A 25716-nucleotide genomic window follows, 5' to 3' on the forward strand; every position below is an offset into this window, starting at 1 on the left:
GAACGCTGTTCTATCGTACCTTATGGAACACCGTTCGATAGTCGAGCGGCGTTCGATGGAAAGGAGCGCCGCCATGACGACCGCGATACTGAAACCCCCCGCTTCCCGCACCTATCCCTCCCTGCGCGCCGCGTGGATCCCGCTGGCCGCTCTCTGCCTGGCCTTCTTCGTCGAGATGGTCGACAACACCCTGTTGTCGATCGCGCTGCCCACCATCGGGCGCGACCTCGGCGGCGGGACCACCGCACTGCAGTGGGTCACCGGCGCGTACTCACTGACCTTCGGCGGTCTGCTGCTCACCGCCGGTTCCATGGCCGACCGGCTCGGCCGCCGCCGCGTCCTGCTCGTCGGTCTTGCCGTGTTCGGCGCGCTGAGCCTGTGCGCCATCTGGGTCACCACCGCGGGCGAGCTCATCGCCCTGCGCGCCCTGCTCGGCATCGCCGCCGCGGCGATGGCTCCGATCACGAACTCGCTGGTGTTCCGCCTCTTCGACGACAAGGCGCTGCGGATGCGCGCCATGACGGTGATGATCGTCGTCGGCATGTCCGGCTTCATCCTCGGACCGCTGATCGGCGGCACGGCCCTCGCCCATGTGCGCTGGGAGTGGCTGCTCGTGGTCAACGCCCCGATCGCGGTGATCGCCTGGATCGGCGTCCGCCTGGGCGTCTCGGCCGACCGGCCCGAGGACCTGACCCGGGACCGGCTCGACGTGCCGGGCGCCGTGCTGAGCGTCGCCACCATCGGGCTCGCCTGCTACGCGCTGACCAGCGGCGTCGAGAACGGCTGGGCCTCCCTCCCCACCGTCGGCTCGATCACGGGCGCGATCGTCGCCGCGATCGCCTTCATCCTGCACGAGCGCCGCAGCCCGGCCCCCATGCTGGACCTCGGCCTGTTCTCCAACGGCACGGTCCGCGGTGCCGCCGTCGCGCAGATCGGTACGTCCATCGCGATGGCCGGCGTGATGTTCGGGCTGATCCTCCACTTCCAGTACGCGTACGGCTGGAGCCCCGTCCGGGCCGGCCTCGCCAACCTGCCGCTGATCGTGACCATGCTGCTCGCGACGCCCGTGTCCGAGGGACTGGCCCGCCGCTACGGCCACCGCGTCGCCTGCCTGGTGGGCGCGGCCTGCCTGGCCGTCGCACTGGCGGGACTGTCCTGGGGTGTCGAGCACGGCTATCTCGTCATCGCGCTCTGCATGGTGCTCATGACGATCGGGCTGCGGACCGTCATGACGATCTGCGCCGTCGCACTCGTCGACGCGATGCCGGCCAACCGCACCTCGATGGGCACCGCGCTCAACGACACCGCGCAGGAGGTCGGCACCAGCGTCGGCACCGCCGCGGTCGGTACGCTGATCGCCGCGCTGGTCACCACCCAGCTCCCGGCCGGCGTGTGGAGCAGCGGCCTCGTCGCCTCCTTCTTCCACGGCGAGCGGATCGCCTACGCCGTGCTCGCCGTCGCCGTGGGCGTGATCGCGACGGTCGGTGCGCTGAGCCTCACGGACTCCCGCAGCGTGGAGGAGGCAGCACCCTCCGAAGCCACCCCCTAGGACACCACCCGGCCCTTGCCGAGCGCGATGACGCCGTTGCGCGAAACGGTGTAGAGCTCACGGTCCCGTTCGGGGTTGACGCCTATCGTCGCCCCGGGCGGGACGTCGACGTTCTTGTCGAGGATCGCGTTGCGCACGACCGCTCCCCTGCCGACGCGCACGCCGTGGTGCAGCACGGAGCCCTGGACCACCGCGCCCTGCTCGACGATCACACCGGGCGAGAGCACCGACCCGGTGACCTGGCCGCGGATCACGCAGCCGGGGCTGACGATCGACTCGCCGGCGATGCCTCCCGAGACGAACCGGGCCGGGGCCTGGTGGCCCGCATGCGTGTACATGGGCCAGCGATCGTTGTAGAGGCTGAACAGTGGCTGCTCGGAGATGAGGTCCATGTGGGCCTCGTAGTAACTGTCCAGAGAACCCACGTCCCGCCAGTACCCGCGCTCGCGCTGGGTCTCGCCCGGCACGTGGTTGTCGTCGAAGTCGTAGACGTGCGCGACCCCGCGCTCCGTGAGCATGGGCAGGATGGATCCGCCCATGTCGTGGACGGAGTCATCGTCCTCGGCGTCCTGGTGGAGGGCGTCGACGAGGACCTTCGTGGAGAAGAGGTAGTTGCCCATCGAGGCGAATACCTTGGTCGGGTCGTCCGGCAGGCCCGGTGGGTCGGAGGGCTTCTCCAGGAAGCGTTCCACGCGTGAGCCGTCGGAGGCCGGGGTGATGACGCCGAAGGCGGAGGCGTCCGCACGGGGCACCTTGATGCCGGCGACGGTGACGCCCGCGCCGCTCTCGATGTGCCGCTCCAGCATCTGGCGTGCGTCCATGCGGTAGACGTGGTCGGCTCCGAACACCGCTATGTAGTCCGGCTGTTCGTCGTGGACGAGGTTGAGCGACTGCAGGATGGCGTCGGCGCTGCCGAGATACCAGCGCGGGCCGAGGCGCTGCTGGGCCGGGACCGGCGTGACGTAGTTGCCGAGCAGGCTCGACATCCGCCACGTGGTGGTCACATGGCGGTCCAGCGAGTGTGACTTGTACTGCGTGAGGACGCAGATCCTCGTGATGTCGGCGTTGACGAGGTTCGACAGCACGAAGTCGACCAGCCGGTAGGTTCCGCCGAACGTCACCGCGGGCTTCGCCCGGTCGGCCGTCAGCGGCATCAGCCGTTTTCCCTCTCCTCCCGCAAGGACGATCCCGAGCACCGAAGGTCCAGCGCGCATGGCTACTCCCCCTCCTGAAACACCGATCGTTCCCGGCTACACGTTTTTGACGATCTCCTCGTACACGTCGAGAGTCCGCCGGGCGACCATGTCCCAGCCGAACTCCCGCACCGCACGTTCACGGCCCGCCTCGCCCATCCGCCGGGCCGCCGGACGGTCCGCGAGCACCTGGCCGACCGCTTCGGCGAGATCCGCCTCGAACCGGGCCGGCTCGTCGGCCTCGTACGGTACGAGGAGTCCCGTGTCGCCGTCGGCGACGACCTCGGGGATGCCGCCGACCGCGGAGGCGACCACGGGCGTGCCGCAGGCCATCGCTTCGAGATTGACGATGCCCAAAGGCTCGTACACCGAAGGGCAGACGAATACGGCTGCCCTGCTGAGGAGTTGGATGACGTCGGGGCGCGGAAGCATGTCCGGGATCCAGTGGACCCCGTCGCGCGAGCGCTTCAGTTCGCCGACGAGTTCGCGGAACTCGGCCTCGATCTCCGGGGTGTCGGGCGCGCCCGCGCAGAGCACCAGTTGTGCGGAGGGATCGAGGCGGTGGGCGGCGCGCAGCAGGTGCGGAACACCCTTCTGGCGCGTGATGCGGCCGACGAACAGGACGAAGGGGCGGTCCGGGTCGACACCCAGGCGGCGCAGTACGTCGACTCCGGGAACGGGCCGGTACAGGCGGGTGTCGATGCCGTTGTGGACGACCCTGACCCGCTCGGGATCCAGCTGCGGGTAGCAGCCGAGGATGTCGGCGCGCATGCCGTGCGAGACGGCGATCACCGCGTCGGCGGACTCCACGGCGGTGCGCTCGGCCCAGCTGGACAACGCGTAGCCGCCGCCCAGCTGTTCGGCCTTCCAGGGCCGCAGGGGCTCCAGCGAGTGGGCGGTCATCACATGGGGGATGCCGTAGAGCAGCCCGGCGAGGTGGCCCGCGAGGTTGGCGTACCAGGTGTGCGAGTGGACGAGGTCGCGGCCTTCGAGCGCGGCGGCGATGGACAGGTCCACGGAGAAGGCGCGCAGCGCGTCGTTGGCACCGTCCAGCTCCCGGCCGGGCCGGTGCCGGATCAGCCCGTCCGATCCCCCTTCGCCCCAGGAGTGGACCTGGAGATCGGTGAGTGCCTGCAACTCCCTTGCCAGGAACTCGACATGCACACCGGCACCGCCGTAGACGTCCGGCGGGTACTCGCGGCTCAGCAGTCCCACCTTCACGCCGGTTCCCCCTCATGTCGACGATGAACTTCTGCCCTTGATGGTCACTCGCATGCCTCGACGGGGGAAGAACGCGGCGGCACACCGGACACGAGCAGCCGCCGCGAAGAACACCCCGCAGCTGAGTCTCCGAGCGACAGGCAGCATCGGCCGTGGTCGGCGCGGTGACGGCTGTGGTTCGCCAGGAGGAAGAGGCGCGGTGTTCGCGGAGATCGTCTTCGCGGGGCCGGCCGTCTGCCATGGGTTCCTTCGGTCACGGGAACTGACACTGCGGAGCGGCCAAGGATCGAGCAAGCTGTGAAGGGCGGCGAGAGCCGTGGATGCGGGCGTGCGTCTATGCGCTCCCCCACCCGGCCGATGGGTCCGAGTCCGTGGTCCGGGGCAGGGTGAGCACCATGGTCAGGCCGCCGCCGGGCGTGTCCTCGGCGGTGAGGGTGGCGCGGATCGCCTCGGTGAAGCCGCGGGCGACCGCAAGGCCGAGGCCGACTCCAGCACCTCGCGGGGCGTCACCGAGACGTTGGAACGGCTCGAAGATGTGCTCTTTCGCCGCGTCGGGGACGCCGGGACCGCGGTCGACGACGCGGAGTTCGACCCGGTCGCGCAGACTGCTGGCCGAGACGAGCACCGGACGGCCTTCAGGGCTGTACTTGACGGCGTTCTCGACGATGTTGGCGACCACCCGCTCCAGGAGGCCGCGGTCGACGGCCACCATGGGCAGGGTTTCCGGGATGTCCAGCTCCACGCTGCCGTCCGGGACGCCGCCCAGTGCCATGGGGACGACTTCGTCCAGGTCCGTCTCCCGGATCATCGGGACGACGGTGCCCGTGTTGAGGCGGGACATGTCCAGGAGGTTGCCGATCAACGCGGAAAGCCGGTCGGCCCCGTCCTCGATGCCTTCGAGGAGAGCCTCGCGATCGGTCTTTGACCAGTGGACGTCCTGGGAGCGCAGCGAGGTGACCGATGCCTTGATCCCCGCCAGGGGCGTGCGGAGGTCATGACTGACCGCGGCGAGGAGAGCGGTGCGGAAGCGATCGCTCTCGGCAAGCTTCCGTGCCTCCTCCGCCTGATCGACCAAACGCTGACGGTCCAGTGCCACGGCCGCCTGGGCGGCGAAGGCACCGAGGACCCGGCGGTCCTCCGCGGGCAGGGCCCGGCCGCTCAGGACAAGGGCCAGGTTCTCCCCCACGGGGATGTCGACGTCGGCGTCCTCGGGACGTCCGACGGGGCGGGCGCCGACGGCAGCCGTGCAGCTCCAGGGCTCGACCTCGCTGGTTCGCTCCAGGAGGGCGACGGAGTCCATGGTGAAGGTTTCCCGGAGCCGCTCCAGCAGAGCGTCGAGGGAGTGCTCACCGCGCAGGATGCTGCCGGCCAGGAAGGAGAGGATCTCCGACTCGGCGCGCAGTCGGGCCGCCTGGTGGGTGCGGCGGGCCGCCAGGTCGACGACGGAGGCGACGGACACCGCCACACCGACGAAGATCACGATAGCGACGATGTTCTTGGGGTCGGAGACAGTGAACCGGTGAAGCGGTGTGGTGAAGAAGTAGTTCAGCAACAGGGACCCGAAGGCCGCTGACGCGAGGGCCGGGAGCATGCCGCCGAGGAGAGCTGCCGCGACGGTGGCGGTGAGGAAGAGCAGCATGTCGTTGGCGAGCCCGATGTCGGGAACGACGGTGCTGAGCAGCAGGGTGAGGAGGGCAGGTCCGGCGATGCCGGCGAGCCAGCCCCAGATGATCCGCGCCCTGCCCAGCCGTGCGCCGCGGGCGACCGGGAGCCCGCGGCCCTTGGCGACGTTGTCGTGGGTGACCATGTGGACATCGAGGTCGGGGCCGGACTCACGGGCGACGGTGGCGCTGACGCCGGGGCCGAGCATGTACTGCCAGGTGCGGCGGCGGCTGACGCCCAGCACGATCTGGGTGGCGTTGACCCCTCGGGCGAACTCCAGCAGAGCCGAGGGGACATCGTCCCCTATCACGTGATGAAAGGTGCCGCCGAGGTCCTCGACCAGGGTCCGCTGGACCGCCAGTTCCTTGGGCGACACCGCTTTCAGCCCGTCGCTCGCGGCGATGTAGACCGCCAGCACCTCGCCGCCGGCGCCCTTCTCCGCGAGGCGGGCGGCACGCCGGATGAGGGTGCGTCCCTCGGGCCCGCCGGTGAGGCCGACGACGATGCGTTCGCGGGCCTGCCAGGTGGTGCGGATGTCGTGCTCGCCCCGGTACTGCTGGAGGTACTCGTCCACCCGGTCCGCCGTCCACAGCAGGGCCAGCTCGCGCAGCGCGGTCAGATTGCCGGGCCGGAAGTAGTTCGCGAGCGCCGCGTCCATCTTGTCCGGACGGTAGATGTTGCCGTGCGCCATCCGGCGGCGCAGCGCCTGGGGCGACATGTCGACCAGCTCGATCTGGTCGGCCCGGCGCACCACCTCGTCCGGGACGGTCTCCCGCTGACGCACCCCGGTGATCGACTCCACCACATCACCCAGCGACTCCAGGTGCTGGATGTTGACCGTCGATATGACGTCGATCCCGGCTTTGAGGAGCTCCTCGACATCCTGCCAGCGCTTGCTGTTGCGGGAGCCGGGCACGTTGGTGTGAGCCAGCTCGTCCACCAGGACGACGGCCGGGGCGCGCTCCAGGACGGCGTCGACATCCATCTCGGTGAACGTGGCGCCCCGGTACTCCAGCTCACGGCGCGCAACGAGCTCCAGGCCGTGCAGCATCACCTCGGTGCGCGGCCGGTCGTGGTGCTCCACGAACCCGACGACCGCGTCGGTGCCGCGCTCGACCCTGCGATGCGCCTCGGAGAGCATCGCGTACGTCTTTCCGACACCTGGCGCCGCTCCCAGGTAGATCCGCAGCTTTCCGCGTCCCATGATGACTTCTCGTTCTTCCGTGGTGGATGCGGGTCTCAGGGTTCGAAGCGGTAGCCCATGCCCGCCTCGGTGATCAGGTACCGAGGGTGGGCGGGGTCGGCTTCGAGTTTGCGCCGCAGCTGAGCCATGTAGACCCGCAGGTAGTTGGTGTTCTCCGTATATGTGGGGCCCCACACCTCCCGTAGGAGCAACCGCTGTGACACCAGGCGGCCGGGGCTGCTGACCAGCATTTCGAGCAGATGCCACTCGGTCGGTGTCAGCCGGACGGTGTCGTCTCCGCGCTGCACCTTCTTCGCCACCAGGTCGATGGTGAACTGGTCCGTGATGACGACGGTCCGCCCTTCCTCCTCAGTGATCTCCCGGCGTCGCCGGGTCGCTGCGCGCAGCCGGGCCAGCAACTCGTCCATGCTGAACGGCTTCGTGACGTAATCGTCCGCGCCCGCGTCCAGGGCGCGGACTTTGTCCTCGGACAGGTGACGGGCGGACAGCACCAGGATCGGCATCCGGCTCCACACACGGATCGCCTTGACGACCTCGACACCGTCCATGTCCGGTAGCCCGAGGTCGAGCAGGACGGCATCGGGCTTGTGGGCGGCGGCGAGCCGTAGCGCCGTATCACCGTCGGCGGCGGACTCGACGACGTACCTACGCGCCTGCAGATTGATCGTGAGGGCGCGGACCAGCTGTGAATCATCTTCCACCACGAGCACCCGGGGCATGGACTGTGCACTCTCTCCTTGGTAGCGGGCGGCTGAGGAGCCGGTGGGACACGGCGCTTCCGTGTCCCACCGGCTTCCGGTCCCTGGGCTGAGATCCATCAGTCCTGGGTCAGGTTCCTGAGCGCGGTGTTCAGTTCGAGGACGTTCACGCGGGGCTCCCCCATGAAACCGAGAAGCCGACCGGTGGTGTGGTCCCGGACGAGGTCCTCGACCCTGTCGACGTCAAGGCCGTTCCTCTCGGCGACCCGGTGGACCTGAAGCCTCGCGTAGGCGGGCGAGATGTCCGGGTCCAGGCCGGAGCCGGAGGAGGTGACGGCGTCGGCCGGTACGTCCGCGGGCTTCACCTTGTAGGTCGCGGTCGAGTTGTCCCTGACCACGGCCACCCTGGCGTCCTTCACCCACCGGACCAGTTCCTCGTTGTCACCGGAGCGGTTGGTGGCGCCGGAGAGGATGAGGGAGTACTGGGTGTTGACGCTGTTGCTGCCGAGGCCGTTGGAGGGGCGGGGCTGGAACCACTTCAGGTCCGGGGCGGGAGATCGCTCGCCCTCCTTGAGCGGAAGGTCGTAACGCTGGCCGATGAGGGAAGAGCCGACGACCTGACCTCCCTTGTCCTTGATCTCGGAGCCGTCGGCCTTGTCGTCGAACAGGGCCTGGGCGACTCCGGTGACGGCGAGCGGGTAGATCACTCCGCAGACCAGAGTCAGGACGAGCAGGGCGCGGAGCCCGGCCCCGAGTAGGCGCGCGGTGCTGCTGACGGTGTTGTCGGTCATGGCGGATCAGCCGATTCCGGGGATGAGGGAGAGGAGCAGGTCGATGAGCTTGATGCCGATGAACGGGGCGACGATGCCGCCGAGTCCGTAGACGGCGAGGTTGCGGCGCAGCATCGTGTCGGCACTGGCGGGCCGGTAGCTGACGCCCTTGAGGGCGAGGGGCACCAGGGCCACGATGATCAGCGCGTTGAAGATGACCGCCGAGAGGATCGCGGACTCGGGCGAGGCGAGCCCCATGATGTTGAGCCTGTCCAGCGACGGGTACGCCACGGCGAACATGGCGGGGATGATCGCGAAGTACTTCGCGACGTCGTTGGCGATGGAGAAGGTGGTCAACGCGCCTCGGGTGATGAGGAGTTGTTTGCCGATCTCGACGATCTCGATGAGTTTGGTGGGGTTGGAGTCGAGGTCGACCATGTTCCCGGCCTCCTTGGCGGCGGAGGTGCCGGTGTTCATCGCGACGCCGACGTCGGCCTGCGCGAGGGCGGGGGCGTCGTTGGTGCCGTCGCCGGTCATCGCGACGAGCTTTCCGCCGGCCTGTTCCCGTTTGATGAGCGCCATCTTGTCCTCGGGTGTCGCCTCGGCCAGGAAGTCGTCGACCCCGGCCTCCTCGGCGATCGCCTTCGCGGTCAGCGGGTTGTCACCCGTGATCATGACCGTACGGATGCCCATGCGGCGCAGCTCGTCGAACCGCTCCCGCATGCCCTCCTTCACCACGTCCTTGAGGTGGATGACGCCGAGGACGCGCGCGCCGCGAGCATCCTCCGCGGCCACCAGCAGCGGCGTACCACCAGCCTGGGCGATCCGGTCCGTGAGCGCATGCGCGTCCTCGGGGACACTCCCGCCCCGCTCCTTCACCCACGCCACGACGGAACCGGTCGCGCCCTTGCGGACCTTGCGCCCGTCCAGGTCGACGCCCGACATCCGGGTCTGCGCGGTGAACGCGACCCATGCGGCGCCGGTCAGCTCGCCCTGGTCCCGCTCCCGCAGCCCGTACCTCTCCTTGGCCAGCACGACGATCGACCGGCCTTCGGGGGTCTCGTCGGCGATCGAGGAGAGCTGGGCGGCGTCGGCGAGTTCGGTTTCCTTCACGCTTTTGAGCGACAGGAACTCGGCTGCCTGCCGGTTGCCGAGGGTGATGGTGCCGGTCTTGTCGAGGAGCAGCGTGGAGACGTCGCCGGCGGCTTCGACAGCGCGCCCGGACATGGCCAGGACGTTGCGCTGGACGAGGCGGTCCATGCCGGCGATACCGATCGCGGACAGCAGGGCGCCGATCGTGGTGGGGATCAGGCAGACGAGCAGCGCCGCGAGGACGATGAGTGAGGTCTGGTCGTCGGCGCCCGCGTAGATCGCGAAGGGCTTCAGGGTGACCACCGCGAGCAGGAAGACGATGGTGAGGGACGCCAGCAGGATGTTCAGGGCGATCTCGTTGGGCGTCTTCTGCCGGGCGGCGCCCTCGACCAGGTTGATCATCCGGTCGATGAAGGTCTCCCCCGGCTTGGTGGTGATCTTGATGACGACGCGGTCGGAGAGCACCTTCGTACCGCCGGTCACCGCACTGCGGTCGCCGCCGGATTCCCTGATGACCGGAGCCGATTCGCCAGTGATCGCGGACTCGTCCACGGAGGCGACGCCCTCGACCACATCTCCATCGCCCGGGATGACGTCGCCGGCCTCGCAGACCACCAGGTCCCCGATGCGCAGCTCGGTCCCCGCGACCCGCTCCTCGTCCGGACCGATGACGCGACGGGCGACGGTGCCGGTCCTGGCCTGCCGCAGGGTGTCGGCCTGGGCCTTGCCCCGGCCTTCCGCCACGGCCTCCGCCAGGTTGGCGAAGACCGTGGTGAGCCAGAGCCAGGCGGTGATGGCCCAGCCGAACCAGTCGGTCGGGTCCGTGATCGCGAGCACGGTGGTGACTACCGAACCGGCCAGGACGACGAACATCACAGGCGACTTGATCATCACGCGGGGGTCGAGCTTGCGCAGCGCGTCCGGGAACGACTTCAGCAGCTGCTTCGGGTCGAACAGACCGCTGCCGACACGGTTGGCGGCCCCGTGGCCGTCGGCCGGCGGGATGTCCCCGTGGGGAGCGCGGGTGGGAGTGGCGGTGCTCATGAGGCGAGCCCTTCGGCAAGCGGGCCCAGCGCCAGGGCCGGGAAGTAGGTGAGTCCGGTGATGATGAGGATCGCGCCGACGAGCAGTCCCGCGTAGAGCGGCTTGTCGGTGCGCAGGGTGCCCGCGGTCTCGGGCACCGGCTTCTGCTCGGCGAGCGAGCCGGCCAGGGCCAGGACGAAGACCATGGGCAGGAAGCGGCCGAGCAGCATCGCGATGCCGATGGTGCTGTTGAACCACTGGGTGTCGGCGTTGAGCCCGGCGAAGGCGGAGCCGTTGTTGTTGGCACCGGATGTGTAGGCGTACAGGATCTCGGAGAAGCCGTGCGCGCCGGAGTTGGTCATCGAGTCGCCGGGTGTGGGCAGGGCCATGGCGACGGCGGTGAAGCCGAGCACGAGCGCCGGGGTGATGAGGATGTAGCAGGCGGCGTACTTGATCTGCCGGGTGCCGATCTTCTTGCCGAGGTATTCGGGGGTGCGGCCGACCATGAGACCGGCGATGAACACCGCGATGATCGCCATGATCAGCATGCCGTAGAGGCCGGAGCCGACCCCGCCGGGAGCGATCTCGCCGAGTTGCATGCCCAGCATGGTGATGCCGCCGCCGAACCCGGTGTACGAGGAGTGGAAGGAGTTCACCGCTCCGGTCGAGGTCAGCGTCGTGGCGACCGCGAAGATCGACGAGCCGGCGATGCCGAAGCGGGTCTCCTTGCCCTCCATGGCGCCTCCCGCGATCTCGAACGCGGGCCCTCGGTGGGCGAATTCGGTCCACATCATCAGGGCCGTGAAGCCGATCCAGATGACGGCCATCGCGCCGAGGATCGCGTACCCCTGCTTCAGCGAACCGACCATCCGGCCGAAGGTCCGGGTCAGCGCGAACGGGATCAGCAGGATGAGGAAGATCTCGAAGAGGTTGGAGAGCGGGGTGGGGTTCTCGAAGGGGTGGGCGGAGTTGGCGTTGAAGTAACCGCCGCCGTTGGTGCCCAGCTCCTTGATGGCCTCCTGCGAGGCGACCGCCCCGCCGTTCCATTCCTGCGTTCCGCCCATGAACTGGCCGACCTGGTGGATGCCCGAGAAGTTCTGGATCGCCCCGCAGGCGACCAGGACGATCGCACCGATCACCGAGATCGGGAGCAGGATACGGACGGTGCCGCGCACCAGGTCGGCCCAGAAGTTGCCGAGGTCACCGGTACGGGACCGGGAGAACCCCCGTACGAGCGCGACGGCCACCGCCATGCCGACGGCGGCGGACAGGAAGTTCTGCACCGCCAGGCCGCCGGTCTGGACGACGTGGCCCATGGCCTGTTCGCCGTAGTAGGACTGCCAGTTGGTGTTGGCGACGAAGGAAGCGGCGGTGTTGAACGCCTGGTCCGGGTCGATCGAGGAGAAGCCGAGCGAACCGGGCAGCGAGCCCTGCGCCCGTTGCATCAGGTACAGGAAGAGGACACTCACCGCCGAGAACGCGAGCACTCCGCGCAGATAGGCGGGCCAGCGCATTTCGGCGGCCGGATTGGCGCCGATGACCTTGTATATCCATTTCTCCGGTGTGTAGTGCTTCTCGGAGGAATAGACCTTGGCCATGTGATCGCCCAGCGGACGGTAGGCCAGAGCAAGGGCGGCGATCAGGGCTGTGAGCTGGAGCAGACCAGCGATCTGGGGACTCATATCCGTAATCAGAACCTCTCCGGGTAAAGGAGAGCCAGAACGAGATATCCCAGAAGGGAAACGGCCACGATGAGGCCGACGACGTTCTCGACGGTCACAGCTTGGTCACCCCCCGGGCGATGAGAGCCACCAGCGCGAATACCGCGACCGTGGTGACGACGAAGGCCATGTCGGCCATCGCGAACTCCTGATTGACGTGAGGAAAGGAATCGGCCGTCTGGCCGATACGAGCAAACCTCGACTTCACCCGGGCGGTAAGCCACTTTGACGAGGTCCATACGAGGAGCGTGAATTCCTTGACGTCAACCTGACGCGGGCGGCCACTCCGCACCACGAAGGGCATCCGACATCTCACACACGGTGATGATGCTCGCTGCTGATTCGTGTGCACGAGTCGAGGTGAGAGCGGCACCGGGCGACGATCACAGCCCGGCGGCGCTCTCCATGGCCATCTGCACTGCCTCTGTCGACCAGGGCGGGACGGGGCGAGTGTGCAGCGCTCACCGTTCCGGTCCCCGCTACCGCGCCGTGAGCGGCAGGTGCCAGGCCGTGCGGCGTGCCGCGGCGAGTTCGATTTCGAGGGGGTGGGGAGGGACAGCGAGCACCGGGCACGGCGCGTGGGTCAGGCAGTACCGGGCCACCGTTGCCCGTAGCCCGGGAAACCATCGGCCTCGTGGTCCCGTGCCGACGACCAGGAGATCGTCGGCCGACCGGACCGCGTCGACGAGCACGGCTCCCGGCTCGCCGCGCACCGTGTATCCGGACAGGGTGACTCCCGGTCTCCTGACGGCGAATGCCAGATCCAGGGCTGCGCACAACTCCTCCCGCGCCGCCGCACGGCATTCCCTGAACGTATCGGCGCCGAGGGTGGTGCGGCTGCCGAGCCCTCCTCCAGGCAGCTGCCAGGCCAGTACGGCGTGCAGCTCCGCACGGCGCTCCCTCGCCTCCGACGCCGCCTGGTGCAGAGCCGTCAAGCTCCCCAGCGATCCGCTCACGCCCACCACGATCCTCCGGCGCACCGGGTGCCCTCCTGGCTCGTCCTGTCTCGGACCTCCATTGAAGAGCGGCCAGAGGGCTTCCAGCGTCAGCGATCCATATGAACTGGGCGTAAGCCATCAAGGTTCCGTCAGGTGTTAGAGCTTTCGCGGAGAGGACGGGCATAGCTTCGACGTCATGCGTCGGCGAGAGCGCCGGCCGCGACTTCCCCGGAGGAAACCCATGTGCCTCTTCCTGTACGACGACGACCCCGACCCCGACGAACAGGACCCGGCCGGGCTCCTCCACGTGCCCGTCCACCGGGTAGCGGCAGGCTTCGTACTGCGCGCCTTCCGCACCCCTCTGGGCGAGCGCACCGCAGTCGCCTTCACCGACCGCGACCTGCTGTCCCGGACACTCGGCGCCGGTCAGCCCTCCATCAAGCTCGCCGAGTCCGCCCTGCGTTCCCTCGCATCACCTCTGGGCATCAGCCGGCTCGTGCTCGACCCGCCCCTCTCCGCGCCTGCCGTCACCGCGGAGCCGGTGCCTGCCGACGCGACCGTCGCCACACCGTGACCCGCCCGCTGCCTCCCAGCCCCCGAGGAGATGCCCCCATGTCCGCTCCCCCTCTCACCGAGCTCACCGCCGGCCTGGACGACCTCTCCGTCTGGCCCGCCTCCACCACCCGCCTTCCGCACGGGCAACTGGCCGTGGGCGGGGTTCGACTCACCGACATCGCCGACAGGTTCGACACTCCCGCGTACGTCCTGGACGAGGACGAGGTGCGGACGCGCTGCCGGACCTACCGTGCGGCGTTCCCCGACACCGAAGTGCTGTACGCGGCCAAGGCGTTCCTCTCCCGGGCCATGGTCCGGTGGATCGAGGAAGAAGGGCTGGGGCTGGACGTCTGCTCGGCCGGCGAACTCGAACTCGCCCACGCCGCCGGATTCCCGCCCGAGCGCATGGTTCTGCACGGCAACGCGAAGTCCCCGCGCGACCTCGAGACCGCGCTGCGGCTCAGGGTCGGCCGGATCGTCGTCGACAGCCCTTCGGAGATCGCGCGGATCGCCGCGCTGGTCGGGCCCAGGGGGCGGCAGAAGGTCATGGTCCGGGTGGTTCCGGGCGTCTCCGCAGGCGGTCACGAGAAGATCCGGACCGGCACGGACAACCAGAAGTTCGGCCTGTCCCTGACCGACGGGTCCGCTCAGCACGCCGTCGCCCGCGTGCTCGGCCAGTCGCAGCTCGAACTGACCGGCCTGCACTGCCACATCGGCTCCCAGATATCGGACGTCAAGCCGTACCTGGTGGCCGTGCGGCGGATGGTGGGGCTGATGGCCCGGATCAGGAACAGCCACGGCACCACGTTCGCCGAACTCGACATGGGCGGCGGCCACGGCATTGCCTACCGGCCCGGAGACCCCGCGCTGGACCTGACCTCCCTGGCCCGCCGACTGCGCGCCGAACTCACCGCGAGCTGCGCGGCGGCGAGACTGCCCGTGCCCGGACTCCTCATCGAACCGGGACGGGCGATCGCGGGTCCGGCCGGCGTGGCGCTGTACCGCGTCCTCGCCGTCAAGCACACCGGGGAGACTCTGTTCGTGGCCGTCGACGGCGGCATGAGCGACAACCCCCGGCCGGCCCTGTACGGAGCCCGCTACGCACCACGCCTGATCAGCGCTCGGCCGGCCGCAGAGCCCCTGCCTGCCACGGTCGTGGGCCGGCACTGCGAAGCCGGCGACGTCCTCGCGGCCGATGTGCCACTGCCCGGCGACGTACGCCCCGGCGATCTCCTCGCCGTACCTGTGGCAGGCGCCTATCAGCTGTCCATGGCCTCGGGTTACAACCTCGTCGGACGCCCGCCGGTCGTCGCGGTGCGCGAGGGCACAGCACGCCTGCTGGTGCGGCGCGAGACACCGCAGGACCTGCGCGGCCGTGACGTCGGCGCGTAGGAGGTGTCTGGCCATTCGGCGCGGATCGGCGGGTGGCGTCAGGTGCGGTGCGCCACAAGGCGCCGGAGAGTCCTCGTAGCGGAGCTACCAGGGCTTTTCGGTCGCCAGGACCTGTCGTCACCCGCCCGCGCGGAACTGTTCAGACACCCCCGGCCCGACGTCCGGCGGATCGTGAGGCCGTCCGGTCTGTCTACCCGGCGGCGGCGCCTACCCCCGGTACGTCTCCAGCAGCCGCAGCCACACCTCGCTGATCGTCGGGTACGCCGGAACCGCGTGCCACAGCCGGCCGATCGGGACCTCGCCCGCCACCGCGACCGTCGCGGAGTGGAGGAGTTCGCCGATGCCGGGACCGACGAAGGTCACGCCGAGCAGGATCTCGCGGTCCAGGTCCACGATCATCCGGGCGCGGCCCCGGTAGCCGTCGGCGTACAGGCCGGAGCCCGCGACGGCGGCGAGGTCGTGGTCGACGGCGCGGACGCGGTGGCCCGCCCGTTCGGCCTCCGCGAGGGTGAGGCCGACGGACGCGGCCTCCGGGTCGGTGAAGACGACCTGCGGGACGGCCGCGTGGTCGGCGGTGGCCGCGTGAGGGCCCCAGGGGGTCGTGTCCAGGGGCGTGTCCTGCTGGGCGCGGGCGGCGATCGCGGCGCCCGCGATGCGGGCCTGGTACTTGCCCTGGTGGGTGAGGAGGGCGCGGTGGTTGACGTCTCCGACCGCGTACAGCCAGTCCGTGCCCTCGACGCGGCAGCTGTCGTCCACCGTGAGCCAGGATCCGGGCTTCAGGCCGACCGTCTCCAAGCCCAGGTCGTCCGTACGCGGCGCCCGGCCCGTGGCGAAGAGGATCTCGTCGGCCTCGATCCGGCCGCCGTCGTCCAGGACGACCGTGACGGGTCCGTCCGGTGCGGGACGCTCGACGGCGGTGACGGAGACGCCGGTACGGATCGCGGCTCCGGCCTCCTCCAGCGCCTCGGCCACCAGCTCGCCCGCGAAGGGCTCCATCTTCGGGAGCAGGCCCTCACCGCGGATCAGGAGCGTCACCTCGGAGCCCAGCGCCTGCCAGACGGTCGCCATCTCCACGCCGACCACTCCCCCGCCGACGACCACGAGCCGGCCGGGCACCTCCTTGGCGCTGGTGGCCTCGCGGCTGGTCCACGGGCGGGCCTCGGCGATGCCGGGGAGGTCGGGGACGACCGCCCTCGTGCCGGTGCACACGGCGACGGCGTGGCGGGCGGTGAGCCGGTGTTCGGTGCCGTCGGGAGCCGTGACGGTGACCTCGCGGGGGCCGGTGAGGCGTCCCGTACCGCGGTGGATGTCCGCTCCGACGCCCTCCAGCCAGGCGACCTGGCCGTCGTCCTTCCAGCCGCTGGTCATCCCGTCGCGGTGGGCGAGGACGGCCGCAACGTCGAGAGGGCCCTGTACGGCTCCGCTCAGGCCCGGGACGCGGCGGGCGTCGGCGCGGGCGACCACCGGGCGCAGCAGGGCCTTGCTCGGCATGCAGGCCCAGTACGAGCATTCGCCGCCGATCAGCTCGGACTCCACCACGGCCGTGGTCAGCCCGGCCGCGCGGGCCCGGTCGGCCACGTTCTCCCCCACCGGACCGGCACCGATGACCACAACGTCGTACGGGGAACTCGATGAAACATCCACTGCATCAGTCATGCGAAACAGTGTCCTCGGGAGTGTGCCCACCGGCCACAGGGGCAGGCGGAATAGCGCAAGTGCAGTCACCGTTGTGCCGGACAGGTCCGAACGGGCACAGGAAGAGGTATCTCGTATGAGCACCGTAGAGCTCACCAAGGAAAACTTCGATCAGGTCGTCAGCGACAACGGCTTCGTCCTCATCGACTTCTGGGCTTCCTGGTGCGGCCCCTGCCGACAGTTCGCGCCGGTCTACGACTCGGCGTCCGAGCGCCACCCCGATCTGGTCTTCGCGAAGGTCGACACGGAGGCGCAGCAGGAGCTGGCGGCCGCCTTCGAGATCCGGTCCATCCCGACGCTGATGATCGTCCGGGACAACGTCGCGGTCTTCTCGCAGCCCGGCGCGCTGCCCGAGGCGGCCCTGGAGGACGTCATCGGCCAGGCCCGGAACCTGGACATGGACGAGGTCCGCAAGTCCGTCGAGGAGCAGAAGCGCGCGGCGGAGGCCGGACAGGGACAGCCGGAGCCCCAGTAACCGCCGTACCGGCGCACGGCGCGGGCCGAGGGGCCCTGATCACACGGTCGGGGCCCTTCAGCCATGCCCGGACGCGGCCCGCCCGTTCCGGTCACCTCTTCCCGCGGTCTCCCTCGGCGACCTGCACCGACATGCCCGGATCCAGTTCCTCGCCGTCGATCAGCACCGCCTCCACCGTGCGGGTCGCCGGGTCGATGTCCGCCTCCATGCCCTCGCCCGTGTACCGGGGGTAGCCCGAGGCGCCCGTCTCGCCGGTGGCGGCCACGACCGCCGAGCGGATCGGCCGGCCGGGGCCTCCGGTCCGCGTTCTGCTGTGGTCGGGGATCAGGAGGAGCTCGTAACTCTGCGGGTGGCTCATGGCCCCGACGCTAGACACCCGCCGTACTCCGCGCATGTCGTCGCCGCCCTGCGCGTGTCGCCGCCACTTCGCGCATGTCGTCGCTCCGGAGCGGTCAGCTGGACTCGCGGTGGACGGCAGTGGTGCGGAGCAGGTCGTGGTGGACGGGCTCGATGCCGGGGTGGTGGACGAGGCGGTCGATCGTCTCGGCCAGCGGGTCCGCCATGGCGAGCTGCATCCGGACGGTGGAGAGGCGCGGGCGGAGCAGTCTGCCGAGGAGCAGGTCGTCCGCTCCGACGACGGCCGTGTCCCCGGGTATCGCGACGCCCGCGTCCTGGAGGGCCCGCATCAGCAGCATGGCGTACTCGTCGTTGTACGCGAACACCGCGTCGAGACCCAGTTCCGGCCAGCGGTGCGCCAGCTCGGCCGCGGACTCCTCCTCGTAGTGGAGCGGGAGCGGCCGGATGTGCGCCCCGGCCGGTTCCGCCGTCTGCCGGGCTCCGGCGAGACGGGGTTCGGAGAACGGCGTGAGGCCTTCCTCGCGGGGCATCACCACGCCGATGCGGCGGCGGCCCCGGGCCAGCAGGTGGCCGACCGCGCTGGCGCCGACCCGCCGTTGGTCCATGACCAGGCCGTGGGCGCCCGCCACCGGTTCCGGGCCGAGAGTGATCACCGCTTTGGCGCCGGAGCGGGTGAGGATCTCCGTGCCGTGCGGGGTGAGGGTGATGCCGGGCGGTACGACGACGGCGACGGGCCGCAGTTCGGCCCAGGCCCGGACCGCCTCGTCGTCCGCGAGCCCGGCGCTGCCGTACTGGACCACGGTGTAGTCCAGGCGGCGCAGTCCGGCCTGGAGCTCCTGGAAGAAGTGCTGGTGGAGCGGGCCCGCCGGTATATGGCCGGAAGGCAGCAGGACCAGGCGGCTGTGTCCGGCGCGCAGGCTGCGGGCGGCGGCGTGCGGGACGTAACCGAGTTGGGTGGCGGCCTCTCTGACCCGGTGCCGGGTGGGTTCGCTGATCCGGACGGCGGCGTTGTTGTTGAGTACGTACGACACGGTGGCCCGGGAGACTCCGGCGAGGCGCGCGACATCGGCGCTGGTCGGTACGGAGACTTCGGCGGGCTGCTTGGGTAACTGGTCCATGGCGTGCGGCAGTCTTCCAGATCCGCCGGGCCGCGCCGCGCGCCGGGTGCGCCTCGCCGCGCCCCCGTTCGGCGGACCCGCTCCCGGAACCGGGCCGTGCGGGTCCTACGGTGTTGCGATGACGTTCCACCACAGCGCACAGCGCTCCGACGCCCCGCCCGTCCTCCCCGGCAGCACGGGCCCCACCGCCACCGTCCAGGCCGATCCGCACGAGGTGGGCCCGGTCCGCACCTCGTATGCCCCCGACCGCGACGGCGACCCCGATCCGGGCGAGATCGTCTGGACCTGGGTGCCGTTCGAGGAGAACGACGGGCGCGGCAAGGACCGGCCGGTTCTCGTCGTCGCCCGGGAGGCCGCGGGGACGCTGCTGGCCGTCCAGCTCTCCAGCAGGCAGCACGACATGGACCACGAGTGGGTGGCGCTGGGAGCCGGTCCGTGGGACAGCTCCGGCCGGCCGTCCTGGGTAGATCTGGACCGGGTGCTGCGGGTCCACGACGACGGGATGCGGCGCGAGGCGTGCGCGCTGGACCGGGACCGGTTCGATTCCGTCGTGGTGCGGCTGCGGGAGCGGTACGGCTGGAAGTGACCGCACGGCCGAGGCCGCGGTTGCGGTACGGCCGGCGCTCGCCGGTGCGGAACGGGCGGCGCATGCTGGTCGTGACAGGAGTGTGAAACCACCGGTTCGCGGTGGCTGAGGGGCACTCTTGTGCGATCCCGGGGTACGGGTTTGGGTGGTAGGTACGCAACGGAGAAGGAGGCACCTCATGTCCTCGGACGCTCCTGGAGGCCCCGGCTCGCGCCCGGACTCCGCCACCCTCGACGAGGGCACGGCACGGGATTTACTGCGCGGCATATGTTTCAAGACGGGCCCCCCTCGCACCGTGGGGGTGGAACTCGAATGGCTCATCCATGACCAGGAACATCCCGCCGTCCCGGTGGCCCAGGACCGGCTGGACAGCGCGGTCGCGGACCTCCGCGAACTGCCCCTGTCCGCCGCACTGACGTTCGAGCCGGGCGGGCAGCTGGAGCTCAGCTCCCAGCCCGCCGGCTCGCTGATGGAATGCGTCGAGACGACCGCGGCCGATCTGGCCGCCGTACGCGGTTCGCTCGGCCGGGCCGGGCTCGCACCGGTCGGGCTCGGCGTCGACCCGTGGCAGACCCCGCACCGCAGGCTCCGCGAGCCGCGGTACGCCGCGATGGAGGCGGCGCTCGACCGGGCGGGCCCCTCCGGGCGGGCGATGATGTGCACCTCCGCCTCCGTCCAGGTCTGCCTGGACGCGGGCATCGAGGAGCCGGGGCCGCTCGGCTACGGCCGGCGCTGGCAGCTGACCCATCTCCTCGGCGCCGTCCTGGTGGCGGCGTTCGCCAACTCGCCGTTCCGGCAGGGCCGCCCCACCGGATGGAAGTCCACCCGGCAGGCCCTGTGGGCCGATCTCGATCCCGTACGGACGCTGGCGCCGGTCGGCGGACTGCCGCCGCGCGACGCCTGGGCCGCCCATGCGCTGGACACGACGGTCATGTGCGTCCGGCGCGAGGAGGGTCCCTGGGACGTGCCGGAGGGCCTCACCTTCCGGGAGTGGATCCGCACCGGCGCGCCCCGGCCACCGGTCCGCGCCGATCTCGACTACCACGTCACCACCCTGTTCCCGCCGGTCCGGCCGCGCGGGCACCTGGAGCTGCGCATGATCGACGCGCAGAGCGGCGCGGACGGGTGGCTGGTGCCGCTCGCCGTCGCCACCGCCCTGTTCGACGACCCGGAGGCCGCCGAGACCGTGTACCGCACCGTGAAGCCCCTGGCCGAGACTGCGGGATCCGCTCCCGCGCCGCGCAACCCGCTCTGGACGACCGCCGCCCGCGAGGGCCTGGCCGATCCGGAGCTGCGCGCGGCGGCCACCGCCTGCTTCGACACGGCGCTCACCGCGCTCGACCGGATGGGCGCGAGCAAGGCGGTACGGGAGACCGTGGCGGCCTTCAACGACCGGTATGTGGCCCGGGGCCGATGTCCGGCCGACGATCTGCTCGAACCGGGCGCACTCGCCGAACTGAGCCGGCCGGCGGGCTCAACCGGCCCCACGGACGGACCGCACACCGGAAGGGCGGCCTCAGCATGACCGACGACCGTGACCCCTCCGCCACCGCCGCGGACGGCTTCCCGGCCGGCTCCGGCGGCCACGACCCCGAGGCGCTCCGGCAGCGCGCGCTCGACGCGCTGCTGACCGCCCGCGCGCGCACCGCCACGCTCACCGACAGCGTGGATGACGGCGAACTCACCGCTCAGCACTCCCCGTTGATGTCCCCGCTCGTCTGGGACCTGGCCCACATCGGCAACCAGGAGGAGCAGTGGCTGCTCCGCGCCGTCGGCGGACGTGAGGCGCTGCGCCCCGAGATAGACGGGCTGTACGACGCCTTCGAGCACCCCCGCTCCGCGAGGCCCTCGCTGCCGCTGCTGGCGCCCGCCGAGGCCAGGACGTACGCCTCCGACGTACGGGGCCGGGCCCTGGACATCCTGGAGGCCGCACCGCTGCACGGCGGCGGCCGTCCGCTGGAGCGGGCCGGGTTCGCCTTCGGGATGATCGCGCAGCACGAACAGCAGCACGACGAAACGATGCTGATTACCCATCAGCTCCGCACGGGCCCGGTCGCGCTGACCGCGCCCGCCCCACCCGAGCCCACTGACGCCGGCACACTGCCCGCCGAAGTCCTCGTCCCGGAGGGCCCGTTCACCATGGGCACCTCCGCCGAGCCATGGGCCCTGGACAACGAACGGCCCGCGCACCGACGGGAGGTGGCGGCCTTCCACCTGGACACCGCACCCGTCACCTGTGGCGCGTACCAGCGGTTCATCGCGGACGGCGGGTACACCGACCCGCGCTGGTGGGCGCCCGAGGGCTGGGACATGGTCCGCGAACACGACCTGTCCGCACCGCTGTTCTGGCACCGGGACGCCGGGCAGTGGCTGCGCCGCCGGTTCGGCGTGACCGAGCCGGTGCCGGAGGACGAGCCGGTGCTCCACGTCAGCTGGTACGAGGCCGACGCGTACGCCCGCTGGGCGGGGCGGCGGCTGCCGACCGAGGCCGAGTGGGAGAAGGCCGCACGGCACGATCCCGCCACCGGCCGTTCGCTCCGCTACCCCTGGGGCGATGCGGATCCGACACCCGAGCAGGCCAATCTGGGCCAGCGCCATCTGCGTCCGGCGCGGGCCGGTGCGTATCCGGCGGGCCGGGCGCCGTCCGGCGCGGGTCAGCTGATCGGCGATGTGTGGGAGTGGACGTCGAGCGACTTCCTGCCCTATCCGGGCTTCGTGGCGTTTCCGTACCGGGAGTATTCGGACGTGTTCTTCGGGCCCGGCCACAAGGTGCTGCGCGGCGGCTCGTTCGCCGTGGACCAGGTGGCCTGCCGGGGCACGTTCCGCAACTGGGACCTGCCGGTGCGGCGGCAGATCTTCTCCGGGTTCCGCACCGCGAGGGACGCCTGATGTGCCGTCATATCGCCTATGTGGGCGATCCGGTGGCGCTCGGGGCCGTGTTGTCCGAGCCGCCGCACTCGCTGGTGCGCCAGTCCTGGGCGCCGCGCCGCCAGCGGTACGGAACGGTCAACGCGGACGGCTTCGGCGTCGGCTGGTACGCGGACGGCGACCCGGTCCCCGGACGCTACCGGCGCCAGGGGCCGATCTGGCACGACCAGACCTTCGTGGACCTGGCCCGGGTGGTGCGGACGACCGCGCTGCTCGCCGCCGTACGGGACGCCACAGAGGCGGGCGCGGACGGGGAGGCCGCGGCCGCTCCGTACGCCGCCGGGGGGCTGCTCTTCAGCCACAACGGCGCGGTACTGGGCTGGCCGGCCTCCCTCGCGGCCCCGGCCGCCGCACTGCCCGCCGAGGAGCTGCTGTCGCTGGCCGCCCGCAACGACTCCGCGCTGCTCTGGGCGCTGGTCCTGCACCGGGTGGCGGCCGGGGACGACGTGGCGACGGCGGTCGCGGAGACCGTACGGGAGGTCGCAGAGGCGGCACCCGCCTCCCGGCTCAACCTGCTGGTCACGGACGGCACCACCGTCGTGGCCTCCGCATGGGGCGACACCCTCTGGTATCTCCACGACCCGGGCCGCTCGACCGCCGTGGCCTCGGAGCCGTACGACGACGATCCACGCTGGCGCGAGATACCCGACCGCACCCTGCTGGTCGCCACCTCCGCAGCCGTCACCCCCACACCGCTCAAGGAGCCCGCCGCGTGAGTCCTTTCCTGCTGACCCGCACCCTGCCGGAGGACGCGACGGACGCGGCGCTGCGCGCCGACGTCCTGAGCGGGCTGACCCGGCATCCGAAGACGCTGCCGCCCAAGTGGTTCTACGACGCGCGCGGCAGCGAGCTGTTCGAGGACATCACCCGGCTGCCCGAGTACTACCCGACCCGCGCGGAGCGGGAGATCCTGGAGGAGCGCGCCGAGGAGATCGCCGCCGCCTCGGGGGCCCGGACCGTGATCGAGCTGGGCTCGGGCTCCTCGGAGAAGACCCGCCATCTGCTGAACGCTCTGGAGGGGCTGGAGAGTTACGTCCCGGTGGACGTGAGCGAGAGCGCGCTGACCGGGGCGGCCGAATCGCTGATCGCCGAGCATCCGGGGCTCTCGGTCCACGCGCTGATCGCCGACTTCACCGGTGGTCTCGCGCTGCCCGGCACTCCGGGGCCGCGGCTGGTCGCCTTCCTCGGCGGCACGATCGGCAATCTGCTCCCGGAAGAGCGGGCCGGCTTCCTGCACTCGGTCCGCTCGCTCCTCTCCCCCGGCGACACGCTGCTGCTCGGCACGGACCTGGTGAAGGACGAGGAGACGCTGGTCGCCGCGTACGACGACGCGTCGGGCGTGACCGCGGCCTTCAACAAGAACGTGCTCAACGTCGTCAACCGCGAGCTGGGCGCGGACTTCCCGCTGGAGGACTTCGAGCATGTCGCCCGCTGGAACCCGGAGCAGCGCTGGATCGAGATGCGGCTGCGCGCCCGCCGGGCGCTGAGCGTGAAGATCCGTGAGCTGGATCTGGTGGTGCCGTTCGAGGCCGGTGAGGAGCTGCGCACGGAGGTGTCGGCGAAGTTCCGCCAGGAGGACGTGCGCGAGGAGCTGGAAGCGGCCGGACTCCAGCTGGCTCAGTGGTGGACGGACGCGGCTGGCCGGTTCGCGCTGTCGCTGGCCACGGCGGTCTGAGCCACGACCGCCACAGGAGCCGTCGTCGTCCGGTACGTACCGGCGACGGCGGCTCCCGCCGTACGGGCCAGACCACGGCGGCCCGGCTCACCGCCCGGCGGGGTGGACGCGAAATCGCCGGCCGGGATGGGGGCGAGGACCTCGACCTCTGCGGCGAGCCCGGCCGCCCGCACCACCCGCCACAGCGAGGCGGCGAGCGGATCGTTCCCGACGAACGCGACCGCGCCCGTGGGACGGTAGGCGATCCGGACCGGCCGTACGCAGACCTCCGCGTCGATCGCCGCCTGGAACACCGCCGGCCGGAACACCCCGCCGCTCCCCCGCCCGCACCAGGTGCTGCCCTCGGGGAACGCCACCACCCGCGAGCCGGAACGCAGCGCCCCGGCCACGGTGTCCACGGCCCCGGGCAGCGCGCGCAGCCGGTCCCGGTCGATGAAGAGCGTGGAGCCGAGCCCGGCGAGCCGCCCCAGCACCGGCCAGCGCCCGACCTCGCTCTTGGCGAGCATCCGGCCGGGCAGTACGGCGGCGACGAGCGGAATGTCCAGCCAGGAGACATGGTTGGCGACGACGAGCTCACCGCCGGTGCCTTCGGCGTACGGATGCGCGCGGACCGTCACCCGTACGCCGAAGGCACGCGGCACACACCGCGCCCACCACCGCACCAGCCGACCGCGCGGGCCCGCCGCGAGCAGCCGGACCGGCAGCGCGCAGGCCACGCCCAGCAGCGTCCACGCACAGCCGGCGAGGAGCCGCAGGACGGCGGGGAGCGGGGCCCGGACCGCTCCCGTGTGGCGGGCACAGAGCTGGGGGGTGCAGGGAGCGACGGGCAGCCAGGCGCTCGGACCTGCGGCACGCGAGGCGCTCGTGACGGTGGTACGCGAGGCGCTCATGCCTGCGGGGCGAGTGAGAGGAAGTGGCGCAGGTAGCGCGGGTCGGTCCGGCGCAGCGAGAGCAGGACGTACAGGTCGGCCACGTTGAACTCGGGGTCGTACGCCGGAGCTCCGCAGACCCAGGCGCCGAGCCGCAGATAGCCGCGGAGCAGCGGCGGCAGGTCGGCCCGGGAGCCCGGTCCGGCGTCGGGGTGCGCGGCGGAGTCCCAGAGGCGGTGCGGGGTGACCCAGTACTCCTGGGGCGCCAGGTGCGCGGTGCGTACGGTGTTCCAGCTGCGGGCGGCGAGCGTGCCGCCGTCGGCCAGCGGCAGGGAGCAGCAGCCGGCGAGCCAGGTATGGCCCGTGCGCTCCATGTAGCGGGCGAGCCCGGCCCAGACGAGGGCGATGACGGCGCCGTCGCGGTGGGCGGGGTGGACGCAGGAGCGGCCGACCTCGACGAGGTCGTCGCGGATGGGCGCGAGGCGGGTGAGGTCGAACTCGCTCTCGGCGTAGAGCCGTCCGGCTGCCCGGGCGCGGTCGGGCGGGAGGAGGCGGTAGGTGGCGACGACCTCGTCCGTGGCGGTCTCGCGGACCAGCAGGTGGTCGCAGTACGCGTCGAACGCGTCGCTGTCGATGCCCGGTTCGGGGCCCTCCAGCATGGCTCCCAGCTCACCGGCGAACACCTGGTGGCGCAGGCGCTGGGCGGCTCGTACGTCCTCCTGGCCGGTGGCGAGGGAGACGCGGTAGGCGGCCGGTTCCGGGGAGCGGGGAGCGGCGGGGGCCGGCGCCGGAGGGGCGATCCGGGCGGGCGCGGGCGGGGCGGAGGGCAGCACGGTCATGGCGGTCTCCGGGGACGGATCAGCAGGGACGGCTGCCGGGCCCTCGCGGCGCAAAGGCCCGGCCCTCTACTTCTTCCGTCACCGGCTGGATTCGACGTGACCGTCGTGGAGCGCGGGGATGTGCGACGGCTGAATCCCCAGAGACCGGCCGCGGAT

At 71.0% G+C, this 25716-nt stretch carries 24 protein-coding genes; 9 read left to right on the forward strand and 15 right to left on the reverse strand.

Translation table 11 applies throughout. The features are described 5' to 3' along the window. Nucleotides 1-73: 73 nt before the first annotated feature. On the forward strand, nucleotides 74-1549 hold the full coding sequence (locus ACIRR8_RS13885) for an MFS transporter (RefSeq protein ID WP_404063322.1): 1476 nt from the start codon (nucleotides 74-76) through the stop codon (nucleotides 1547-1549). Here the strand turns inward: ACIRR8_RS13885 and glgC are convergent. The 10 genes from glgC to ACIRR8_RS13935 all read right to left on the reverse strand — a co-directional run bounded on the left by glgC (nucleotide 1546) and on the right by ACIRR8_RS13935 (nucleotide 13113). Further along, nucleotides 1546-2763, reverse strand: a complete 1218-nt coding sequence (gene glgC / locus ACIRR8_RS13890) for a glucose-1-phosphate adenylyltransferase (RefSeq protein WP_404063325.1) — start codon at nucleotides 2761-2763, stop codon at nucleotides 1546-1548. The genes ACIRR8_RS13885 and glgC overlap by 4 nt on opposite strands. A 36-nt stretch (nucleotides 2764-2799) precedes the next feature. Then, nucleotides 2800-3963 carry a glycogen synthase gene (gene glgA / locus ACIRR8_RS13895; RefSeq protein ID WP_404063328.1) on the reverse strand — a complete coding sequence of 388 codons (1164 nt, stop codon included), beginning with the start codon at nucleotides 3961-3963 and terminating at the stop codon, nucleotides 2800-2802. Nucleotides 3964-4297: 334 nt separating this feature from the next. Then, entirely contained in the window at nucleotides 4298-6829 is a 2532-nt protein-coding gene (locus ACIRR8_RS13900) for a DUF4118 domain-containing protein (protein WP_404063331.1), read from the reverse strand. Between the two features lie 35 nt (nucleotides 6830-6864). Continuing rightward, a complete protein-coding gene (locus tag ACIRR8_RS13905) occupies nucleotides 6865-7548 on the reverse strand; it encodes a response regulator (RefSeq protein WP_404063334.1) in 684 nt (227 codons plus the stop codon). Between the two features lie 98 nt (nucleotides 7549-7646). Continuing rightward, nucleotides 7647-8318, reverse strand: a complete 672-nt coding sequence (locus tag ACIRR8_RS13910) for a potassium-transporting ATPase subunit C (RefSeq protein ID WP_404063337.1) — start codon at nucleotides 8316-8318, stop codon at nucleotides 7647-7649. 6 nt (nucleotides 8319-8324) lie between these two features. Then, nucleotides 8325-10433, reverse strand: coding sequence for a potassium-transporting ATPase subunit KdpB (gene kdpB / locus ACIRR8_RS13915; protein ID WP_404063341.1), 2109 nt, complete (start codon nucleotides 10431-10433; stop codon nucleotides 8325-8327). Further along, nucleotides 10430-12094 carry a potassium-transporting ATPase subunit KdpA gene (gene kdpA / locus ACIRR8_RS13920; RefSeq protein WP_404063344.1) on the reverse strand — a complete coding sequence of 555 codons (1665 nt, stop codon included), beginning with the start codon at nucleotides 12092-12094 and terminating at the stop codon, nucleotides 10430-10432. Before kdpA ends, kdpB begins: the two co-directional genes overlap by 4 nt. 8 nt (nucleotides 12095-12102) lie before the next feature. Beyond that, nucleotides 12103-12192 (reverse strand): K(+)-transporting ATPase subunit F, encoded by a 90-nt coding sequence (kdpF, locus tag ACIRR8_RS13925; protein WP_380948735.1) that lies wholly within the window; start codon nucleotides 12190-12192, stop codon nucleotides 12103-12105. Further along, entirely contained in the window at nucleotides 12189-12437 is a 249-nt protein-coding gene (locus tag ACIRR8_RS13930; protein ID WP_404063347.1) for a hypothetical protein, read from the reverse strand. Before ACIRR8_RS13930 ends, kdpF begins: the two co-directional genes overlap by 4 nt. Nucleotides 12438-12612: 175 nt before the next feature. After that, on the reverse strand, nucleotides 12613-13113 hold the full coding sequence (locus tag ACIRR8_RS13935; RefSeq protein ID WP_404063350.1) for a universal stress protein: 501 nt from the start codon (nucleotides 13111-13113) through the stop codon (nucleotides 12613-12615). A 199-nt stretch (nucleotides 13114-13312) separates the two neighbouring features. On the opposite strand from ACIRR8_RS13935, the gene ACIRR8_RS13940 reads away from it, so the two are divergent. Further along, the gene (locus ACIRR8_RS13940; protein WP_404063353.1) at nucleotides 13313-13645 is read left to right on the forward strand and encodes an SAV_915 family protein; all 333 of its coding nucleotides are present in this window, start codon (nucleotides 13313-13315) and stop codon (nucleotides 13643-13645) included. A 38-nt stretch (nucleotides 13646-13683) separates the two neighbouring features. Continuing rightward, nucleotides 13684-15018, forward strand: a complete 1335-nt coding sequence (gene lysA / locus ACIRR8_RS13945; RefSeq protein WP_404063355.1) for a diaminopimelate decarboxylase — start codon at nucleotides 13684-13686, stop codon at nucleotides 15016-15018. Between the two features lie 207 nt (nucleotides 15019-15225). Here lysA and ACIRR8_RS13950 read toward each other — a convergent pair whose 3' ends face one another. Beyond that, nucleotides 15226-16674: a dihydrolipoyl dehydrogenase family protein gene (locus ACIRR8_RS13950; RefSeq protein WP_404063358.1), complete on the reverse strand. Its 1449-nt coding sequence runs from the start codon at nucleotides 16672-16674 to the stop codon at nucleotides 15226-15228. Between the two features lie 115 nt (nucleotides 16675-16789). Between ACIRR8_RS13950 and trxA the strand changes: the two genes are divergently transcribed. Beyond that, the gene (gene trxA / locus ACIRR8_RS13955; RefSeq protein ID WP_073876374.1) at nucleotides 16790-17188 is read left to right on the forward strand and encodes a thioredoxin; all 399 of its coding nucleotides are present in this window, start codon (nucleotides 16790-16792) and stop codon (nucleotides 17186-17188) included. Nucleotides 17189-17279: 91 nt separating this feature from the next. On the opposite strand, the gene ACIRR8_RS13960 is transcribed toward trxA, so the two are convergent. Both ACIRR8_RS13960 and ACIRR8_RS13965 read right to left on the reverse strand, forming a co-directional pair. Continuing rightward, the gene (locus ACIRR8_RS13960) at nucleotides 17280-17546 is read right to left on the reverse strand and encodes a hypothetical protein (RefSeq protein ID WP_404063361.1); all 267 of its coding nucleotides are present in this window, start codon (nucleotides 17544-17546) and stop codon (nucleotides 17280-17282) included. Nucleotides 17547-17640: 94 nt separating this feature from the next. Next, on the reverse strand, nucleotides 17641-18663 hold the full coding sequence (locus ACIRR8_RS13965) for a LacI family DNA-binding transcriptional regulator (RefSeq protein ID WP_404063363.1): 1023 nt from the start codon (nucleotides 18661-18663) through the stop codon (nucleotides 17641-17643). A gap of 118 nt (nucleotides 18664-18781) precedes the next feature. Here ACIRR8_RS13965 and ACIRR8_RS13970 point away from each other — a divergent pair, with 118 nt between their 5' ends. From ACIRR8_RS13970 to egtD, 5 genes are all read left to right on the forward strand, one after another. Further along, the gene (locus tag ACIRR8_RS13970; RefSeq protein WP_404063366.1) at nucleotides 18782-19249 is read left to right on the forward strand and encodes a type II toxin-antitoxin system PemK/MazF family toxin; all 468 of its coding nucleotides are present in this window, start codon (nucleotides 18782-18784) and stop codon (nucleotides 19247-19249) included. Nucleotides 19250-19427: 178 nt separating this feature from the next. Further along, on the forward strand, nucleotides 19428-20774 hold the full coding sequence (gene egtA / locus ACIRR8_RS13975) for an ergothioneine biosynthesis glutamate--cysteine ligase EgtA (RefSeq protein ID WP_404063368.1): 1347 nt from the start codon (nucleotides 19428-19430) through the stop codon (nucleotides 20772-20774). Next, nucleotides 20771-22138: an ergothioneine biosynthesis protein EgtB gene (gene egtB / locus ACIRR8_RS13980; RefSeq protein ID WP_404063371.1), complete on the forward strand. Its 1368-nt coding sequence runs from the start codon at nucleotides 20771-20773 to the stop codon at nucleotides 22136-22138. Before egtA ends, egtB begins: the two co-directional genes overlap by 4 nt. Beyond that, complete coding sequence (egtC, locus tag ACIRR8_RS13985) at nucleotides 22138-22893, forward strand: ergothioneine biosynthesis protein EgtC (RefSeq protein ID WP_404063373.1); 756 nt, start codon at nucleotides 22138-22140, stop codon at nucleotides 22891-22893. Before egtB ends, egtC begins: the two co-directional genes overlap by 1 nt. Further along, nucleotides 22890-23852 carry an L-histidine N(alpha)-methyltransferase gene (gene egtD / locus ACIRR8_RS13990; protein WP_404063375.1) on the forward strand — a complete coding sequence of 321 codons (963 nt, stop codon included), beginning with the start codon at nucleotides 22890-22892 and terminating at the stop codon, nucleotides 23850-23852. The genes egtC and egtD overlap by 4 nt, the downstream gene beginning before the upstream one ends. Here egtD and ACIRR8_RS13995 read toward each other — a convergent pair. Both ACIRR8_RS13995 and ACIRR8_RS14000 read right to left on the reverse strand, forming a co-directional pair. Next, complete coding sequence (locus ACIRR8_RS13995) at nucleotides 23795-24742, reverse strand: lysophospholipid acyltransferase family protein (RefSeq protein WP_404063378.1); 948 nt, start codon at nucleotides 24740-24742, stop codon at nucleotides 23795-23797. The two genes, egtD and ACIRR8_RS13995, sit on opposite strands and share 58 nt — an antisense overlap. Then, nucleotides 24739-25560 carry a GNAT family N-acetyltransferase gene (locus ACIRR8_RS14000; protein ID WP_404063380.1) on the reverse strand — a complete coding sequence of 274 codons (822 nt, stop codon included), beginning with the start codon at nucleotides 25558-25560 and terminating at the stop codon, nucleotides 24739-24741. The genes ACIRR8_RS13995 and ACIRR8_RS14000 overlap by 4 nt, the downstream gene beginning before the upstream one ends. Nucleotides 25561-25716 lie beyond the last annotated feature (156 nt).

The organism is Streptomyces sp. NPDC101178 (assembly GCF_044767965.1).
Taxonomy (GTDB): Bacteria; Actinomycetota; Actinomycetes; order Streptomycetales; family Streptomycetaceae; genus Streptomyces.